Below are 7,769 nucleotides of genomic sequence, written 5' to 3'. Positions count from 1 at the left end.
CAAACCAACCGATTCCATCCCAATGAGACGTAAAAAACACTTCTACGTCACCATCACCATCTAAATCAGTGGCATGAATTGATATTGGGTTAATGTCTATTACTATTGCTACTAGTTGCTCAGAACCAAAAGTACCTTGTCCGTCTGTATTTTCGAACCAAACTATTTCATCATTAGGATCAGCAGTAAAACAAAGTACATCGATATCACCATCACTATCGAAATCCGTAGGAAATAGTAAGTTTGTACTCGCAGTAAATGTATAACCTATAACTTGTCGAGCTCCAAAAGTACCTTGCCCATTTGTGTTTTCAAACCAAACTACGGAGTTATGATAGTCAGAAACAATATCCATATCACCATCGCCATCCACATCATTTATAAATAAATGAGCGAGTTGAACTGCACCAGTTGTAATAATTTGTTGCGAGCCAAAAGTACCTTGTCCGTCTGTGTTTTCATACCAAGCAATTTTATTATCACGATGTGATCCTGAAACTATGTCTAAATCACCATCACCATCTACATCACTTGCACGTACAATTCTTGCTCCATTTGTCAGAGTTGAAATAGTTTGTTGTGTACCAAAAGTACCTAATCCATCAATATTTTCAAACCACATAATTTTATCGTCATAGTAAGATGCAGAAAGTACATCCATATCACCATCACCATCTACATCAGCCGCGCTTACAAAAGATGTGTCGTCTAGTGCTGTAATAATTTGTCCGTCACCAAAAGTACCTTGACCGTCATTTTCATACCAAATGATATGATCATAATTTATGGATGCAGAAAGTACATCCATATCACCGTCGCCATCAATGTCAGCAGCGTATACTGATTGGGTAAAATTTTCGGTTACACTTATAACTTTATGACCACCTACAGCACCTTGTCCATCTACATTTTCAAACCAAACGATCATAGTAAAATTGTAAGAAAGTATATCTATGTCGCCATCATTATCAAAATCAACAGAATGTATTTTTTTTGGAGATTCAAGCTCATTTGTGATTTGGTTTTCTTCAAAACCAATTTGTGCAAAGCTGTAATTGAATATGAATAGTATTAGTAGAAAAAGTAATTTATCTCGCATATTTTTTTAATTCTAAGTTGCTATGTTTTTTCGTTTTAACAAGTTTTGTATTGCTTCTTTTATAATGGTAGTTCACTGAAATTGTGTGTTTTGAAAAGTCTAATTACGAACATTTGTATATAAAGTCAAATTCAATTTAAAAAAAATATTTTATAAAGGAAAGATAAACTCACATTTTTTATGATAAACGCTTTAAAACGCTATTTTTTTTGTAGTCTTCACTTACGTTTTTTAAGAAAAAAGACAAGTTTACCCTAGAATTTCTCAAAAACACCCAAACCAAAAAGTGCAAAATCATACTTTACAGGATCATTCGGATCTAGTTTTCGCAAGGCTGTATCTAATTCTAACAACGCTTTGGCATCGTTTTGTTTCCGCTTCAATAAACCGAGTTTTCGCGCTACATTTCCAGAATGCACATCTAGTGGACACGATAATTGTGACGGCGACAACGATTTCCAAATGCCAAAATCAACACCAGTATTGTCGTTTCTAACCATCCAACGGAGAAACATATTAATCCGTTTGGCAGCACTTCCTTTTTTAGGATCAGAAACGTGTTTTCGCGTTCTCTCAGGATGCGGAATGCTAAAAAATACTTCTTTAAAGGCAGAAATACTTTCTTGTAAATTTTTGGTGTCTGCATTGGCAAAAACAGCTTCCAATCCGCCATGATGCTGATAGATATTTTTTAAGGCTTTTATGAAGAATGTAAAATCAGTGCCGTTGAATGTTCTATGGACAAATGAAGCCAATGATTCTAGGTCTTCTTCGGTATGATTCATAATAAATTCATAAGGAGAATTTCCTAATAAATTCATCATTTTCTTGGCATTATTATTGATCATTTTTCGATTTCCCCATGCAATGGTAGCCGTTAAAAAAGCAGCGATTTCAATATCTTCTTTTTGGCGAAATTGATGTGGAATTTGAATTGGATCGCTTTCCACAAATTTTGGTTGATTGTATTCAATAACTTTTTCGTCAAGAAAAGATTTTAGTTCAGTAAATTTCATAGGATGTATAAATCTTTTACAAAAATAATTATTATTTTTAGTTCAGTAAATTAAAACCACAATATGAAAAAAAAATACATACCACTCTTTATTTGCCTTAGCTTATTATTTACTACAATTACGGTTGCACAAACCTTTGAAGGGTTAGTATTTGATGCTCAAACGCAGCAACCTTTGTTTGGTGTTTCTGTGTATTTTGATGGAACCACTATTGGAACAACTACAAACCAAGAAGGGAAATTTAGTATAAGCTATAAATCTTCAACAAATTCTCCGTTAGTGATTAGTTATGTTGGTTATGAAACGCAATTGTACGAAGTTCGAAAGTTAGAAAACGGCGCAAAGTTTTTTATGAAATCAAAACCGCAAGCTTTAGGAACTGTATATCTTGATAACGATCCGTGGTCGCGCCGAAGAAAGCTAGACATTTTTAAACGAGAATTTATAGGGGAATCTGTAGAACCGTATATGTGTAGAATTTTGAATTTAGATGCTATTGAGTTGACATACAATCCTGTAACTCAAAAACTGAATGCCTACGCAGACACGCCAATTATTATAAAAAATAAATATTTGGGATACACCGTGAGTTATACAATGGAGGAGTTTGAAGTTGATTTACGATTCAACAATAACGGAGATGCATTAACGAGAAGTGTATACATTGAAGGTTCTACATTTTATACGGAACAGAATAAAAATGTGCGCAGAAAACACCGAAAAACCAGAGAAAAGGAGTTTGGAGAATCGGTATTGCATTTTATGCGTTCATTAGCCAAAAAACAACTTACAGAAAACGGTTTTCAAATCTTCCGCAAAGGATTCATTGTGCCGCCTTATAAGTATTTTCAAATTGCACAGATTGGAGAAGAAACCAACGTAAAACTCACAGCAGATCGTTTGGTCATTGTCTACGATCGTTTTCAAAAATCATTCTTAACTATAGACGATAGCAATAAAGAGTTTTTCATAGATAAATATGGAAATTATTCGCCTCCAAGAAAGCTTTCTTTTGGAGGCGTTTTGGGAGACAAGCGTATTGCGAATACCTTGCCTTTAGATTATAATTTGTAATTATTCAAACGTAACAGCAGTCGTAGTATTTACAATTTCTTCGTCATTTTCAAAAACGGTTGTCATGGTAAAACTTACTACGGTTTCTGTCGGAATTGCAGTGTCGAATCGTAAAAATGTCTCAAAATCGTTTATGTTGTTATTTGTTTCAAGTAACAAGTCGTTCATTGTAAGTTGATTTCCTTCATTAAAGGCAAATTCAACAATTACATGCTCGTTTAGTGAAGTTCCTGCGGGAATTCCAAACAATGGAACATTAGCTGTAAGTGTCACAGTTTCTACACGTTTTGTAAACGTATACGCATCATCACACGAAGTAGCATTTGCCATGTTTATAAATCCTGAATTTTTAGATAGGAGCGAAGCCATATCTACCTGATAATTAGTTCTTAATTGCAAGTTGAAATTTTCATTTGCTACAGAAGCGCTATCATTATCTGAGTCGTCTAATGCTGAGAATTCAAAAGAAGAGATAAAGACGTTAAAATCGTCGCCGCAACAAGCAAATAAACAGATTTGAGCTAGCATTACAAATCCGAAAAGTTTAATAATTTTATTTTTCATATCATAAGTTTTTTAATAGATGTAGCAATGTGTAAAAGGTTGCGCTAAGGAAATGTTAAATGTAAAGTGTTTAGAAAATTACTCAAAGTGACGTTTAGTAGAAACATAGTATTGAAATTTTATTTTTTCAAACCACAAAAAATCTACTCCACAATATGTCCATCGCGCATTAAAATAGTTCTGTCTGCCATATTAGCGAGTTCTTTATTATGTGTTACGATGACGAACGTTTGTCCAAATTCTTCGCGTAGTTTAAAGAAGAGATTGTGTAAGTTTTCTGCCGATTCTGAATCTAAATTTCCACTCGGTTCATCTGCAAAAATGATTGCAGGTTTGTTCATCAATGCTCTGGCAACTGCAACACGTTGTTGTTCTCCACCTGAAAGTTCATTAGGTTTATGATGGTAGCGACTCGATAATCCTAAGAAATCCAACAATTCTTTCGCACGTTTTTCAGCAGCTGCTTTGTCCGTATTTTTAATAAATGCGGGAATGCAAACGTTTTCAATCGCAGTAAATTCTGGAAGTAATTGATGAAACTGAAAAATAAATCCGATATGATGATTCCGAAATTTGGCAAGTTCCTTTTCAGAAAGTTGTTCTGTTTTTATGTCGTTGATGATGAGCGAACTATCTGTAGCAGCAGACATTTTATCTAACGTTCCTAAAATTTGAAGCAAGGTTGTTTTTCCTGCACCAGAAGCGCCAATAATGGAAACAATTTCCCCTTTTTTAATCGTTAAATTAATTCCTTTTAAGACTTCTAAATCTCCGTAATGCTTGCGTATATTCTTAGCTGTAATCATTCAATTTATATAAAAGCACCAAGTTACTACATAAAGCTGTGATGTACAATTATGAATTGATTTTACTGTTTGTTTTTTTAGCTCTAAAGATGTTTTTGATATTATTATAATCGATAAAGTATACCAAACGAACTGATAATGTATGATTGATAGATTCGTCAAAAAGACTGTTTAAACTATTAAAATAAGTTTCTTCTGAAGCATCTGTTTCATTAAAAATTTGGTTTCTATACAAAGCCGTTAAAAAACTACCTGGCGCAAATTGCCACGTATAACTCAAATCTAAATTCCAAGTGCTAAAGTTAATGTTCGAGTTTCCTAAGCGCAACTCTTCAAAAGTACTTTGCGATTTTATCAAACGTCCATTATCCTTCAAAAAATAAGGCGTATCATCATAATCTACCGTTGCCCAATAGTTTCTAAATGTCAAATTTAAGGCGTGAAAAGAATTGAAACTATAATTAGATGAAATACTATTAACTAACGTTATTTGATCGCGCTGACCAAAAACAATTTCGTTTTCAAGATCGTTGGAATTATTAGCATAACCTCTACGATTATTTTCAACATCTAAAGAAGATTGGTAGGTAATAATGAATTTATCATTGACACGTACTCTAGGTTCAAAATTAATTCTGTACCGAGTAAAACCTTGGTTTTCTTCCAAAAATGCTCCAAATCTAAGGTTTAGATCTAAGGCAAATGTTTTGTTATAATCTGTAGAGATAAATCCTCTTATGTTAAACCTGTTTTCCGATATAAAAAAGCGTCTGTTGTCAAAATCACGTGGTTCAAAATAATCAAATTGTCTTCCAGGTGCAAGACTTACTCTTCCACCAAAAGCCATCAAACTCTTTTTTGCAACTGCAAATACATTTACGCCAAAATTAGCTTCTGTAAACACATTCGGATCGTACAAACGACGGTAATTTAACCACGTATTAATTCTAAAGTTATTCAGTTTTTCGGTTGGTTCAAAAATTTGAAAAGAAGCGTCAACTCCGAAATTATTGAAGTTATTTCTCAAGTTGAGTCCTAAGTCGTTAATATTAAAAGTAGTATTTGAAAAACTGTGATCAAAACTGTATCGAAATTGGCCACTAATCTTGCGAATGGCAAAAAAAGAATTAAAACCTGTTTCGGTTCCTGTTGTTAAATTTCGGTTACTCATTCGTAATTGTGTATCAACTCTTACGGTATTTTTTTTATTTACAAGATTTGCGACAAGTGCAGTTACATTGGCGTCTCTAAAACCGCTTCCATCTCTGGTTACGTTTGTATTTATTAGACTGATGGACGAATTTTTATTGAATTGTTGATCGACCACCATAATATTATAATTCGTCAATGGTTCCACAACTTCTTCGCGAAATTCACCTGTATTTGTATTTTGAATTGTCGCTTTTGTTGTTTCTGTTACGGCATTAAAAAAGCCAATTCCTAGTCCATTTTTCGTTCTTCCAGAAACTTTTATGGCATTAATTAGCTTTACAGCGTCTGGCGAGTTTACGATTTCTTCATTGTTTGCGGTTTCAATTTCTCCTGATGGTGCATTTCCAATACGGCGCGAAAAGAACAAATTCCCTTTATTAAACAAATCGACACCTTCGGTAAAAAACTGACGTTGTTCGGAAAATGTTTGTTCAAACGGACCTAAATTTAACTGTAGATTGTCAAATCCAGCTTGACTGAAATCGGGCACTAAAGTCGCATCGAGCGTAAAATTTTCGGTAATTCCATACTTTACGTCCATTCCAAAATTATATTCATCCGTTGTATTTCCATCTTCCGTACGAAAAACGGTAGAAGCAAACGGATAAAATAATAAGCGTGTTGGTGGTTTTATATTTTTCAAACCTTTCAATTCGCCAGCATACAAGCCAATATATCCTTTGGTAGGATCAAAAGCATTCCATGTATATTGTTTTCTCGTTTTTCTAAATTGTCTGTGAAATTGAATTCCCCAAGTTGGTTCTTTTTGATTGGTAAAACGAAGTGCGCGATACGGAATTTTAACTTCCGCAATCCAACCATCATCTACCATTGTTACAGCGTTTTCCCAAACTGAATTCCAACTGAAATCTTCTCTAACACTTGGATTTGCAATGGCATCTGCTTGATTTCCATTTGGAAACACTACAAAATTTGTATCGTTTTGTCCATCATTATTCGGGTTGATTGCGATCATAAAAAAGTCATTGATTCCAAAGTTATCACGACTTGTAAATTGACGCATGATATTTTCGGGTTTATCACGTAAATATGCTGCCACATAAATAGCGTCATCATCGTATGTCATCTTAACAATTGTTTTCTGATGATCTGGCAACGTATTTCCAATATCGGGACGAAATTGTATAAAGTTGGTTGCGATAGCTGCATTTTTCCAGACTTCATCGTCTAAAATACCATCTATTTTTGGAGGAGTTGTAGCTCGTTTTATGTTGTATACTTTTTTCGGGATACTATCCTGAGCAAAGCTATTTACTGTAAAGGATAATAGTAGTACGAATACTAAAAAACGATTCATTATTTTTTTTTTTGATTGATGATGTCTTAAAGATTTCGGGAATTGTGGGTAGTTACAGTAAGACAGTGTAAAATTACTGGGATACTTTGCCTTTTTATCCCAAAAAAAAGTTAAATCTGATGTAAAAATGTTAACATTCATAAGAGTTTGCGCTAGTTTCATTGTACTTTTTTTAAGTATCTTTAACAACATAGAAAATGAAATTAGAAAACAATGCCTTACAAGAAGTTAGAAGAATACAATATGCAAGTTACCAATGAAGTGAAAGATCGCTACAAGACTATCATTGAGGAACTTGGAGAAGATACACAACGTGAAGGTTTATTAAAAACACCCGAACGTGCTGCAAAAGCGATGCAATTTTTAACACAAGGATATGACATGGATCCTGCCGAAATTTTGAAAGGTGCGATGTTTGCAGAAGATTATGACGATATGGTAATTGTAAAAGATATTGAATTGTACTCGTTGTGTGAACATCATATTTTGCCATTTTTTGGAAAAGCGCATATTGCGTATATTCCAAATGGTCATATTGTTGGATTGAGTAAATTACCTCGCATTGTAGATGTGTTTTCGAGACGATTGCAAGTGCAAGAACGCTTAACGCATGATATTTTAGAATGTATTAACGATACACTAAAACCAAAAGGTGTTGCAGTTGTGATTGAAGCATCGCA

At 33.9% G+C, this 7,769-nt stretch carries 7 protein-coding genes; 2 read left to right on the top strand and 5 right to left on the bottom strand.

The window, feature by feature from the left end:
- A partial coding sequence (locus AB8B65_RS13340) for an FG-GAP repeat domain-containing protein (RefSeq protein ID WP_405301595.1) occupies positions 1-1,099 on the bottom strand: 1,099 nt, incomplete at its 3' end.
- A gap of 254 nt (positions 1,100-1,353) precedes the next feature.
- Entirely contained in the window at positions 1,354-2,115 is a 762-nt protein-coding gene (locus AB8B65_RS13335; RefSeq protein WP_405301594.1) for a TIGR02757 family protein, read from the bottom strand.
- A gap of 63 nt (positions 2,116-2,178) precedes the next feature.
- On the opposite strand from AB8B65_RS13335, the gene AB8B65_RS13330 reads away from it, so the two are divergent.
- Positions 2,179-3,189: a carboxypeptidase-like regulatory domain-containing protein gene (locus AB8B65_RS13330; RefSeq protein WP_405301593.1), complete on the top strand. Its 1,011-nt coding sequence runs from the start codon at positions 2,179-2,181 to the stop codon at positions 3,187-3,189.
- Here AB8B65_RS13330 and AB8B65_RS13325 read toward each other — a convergent pair whose 3' ends face one another.
- The 3 genes from AB8B65_RS13325 to AB8B65_RS13315 form a co-directional block, all read right to left on the bottom strand.
- Complete coding sequence (locus tag AB8B65_RS13325; RefSeq protein WP_405301592.1) at positions 3,190-3,753, bottom strand: hypothetical protein; 564 nt, start codon at positions 3,751-3,753, stop codon at positions 3,190-3,192. It lies immediately after the preceding gene.
- Positions 3,754-3,896: 143 nt separating this feature from the next.
- Entirely contained in the window at positions 3,897-4,559 is a 663-nt protein-coding gene (locus tag AB8B65_RS13320) for an ABC transporter ATP-binding protein (RefSeq protein WP_405301590.1), read from the bottom strand.
- 49 nt (positions 4,560-4,608) lie between these two features.
- Entirely contained in the window at positions 4,609-7,089 is a 2,481-nt protein-coding gene (locus tag AB8B65_RS13315; RefSeq protein ID WP_405301588.1) for a DUF5916 domain-containing protein, read from the bottom strand.
- A gap of 213 nt (positions 7,090-7,302) precedes the next feature.
- On the opposite strand from AB8B65_RS13315, the gene folE reads away from it, so the two are divergent.
- Positions 7,303-7,769 (top strand): GTP cyclohydrolase I FolE (folE, locus tag AB8B65_RS13310; RefSeq protein ID WP_405301587.1); only part of this gene is annotated, 467 nt, incomplete at its 3' end.

This window comes from Kordia sp., from assembly GCF_045105435.1.
GTDB lineage: Bacteria > Bacteroidota > Bacteroidia > Flavobacteriales > Flavobacteriaceae > Kordia.
This window is presented reverse-complemented; position numbering and strand designations above follow the sequence as displayed.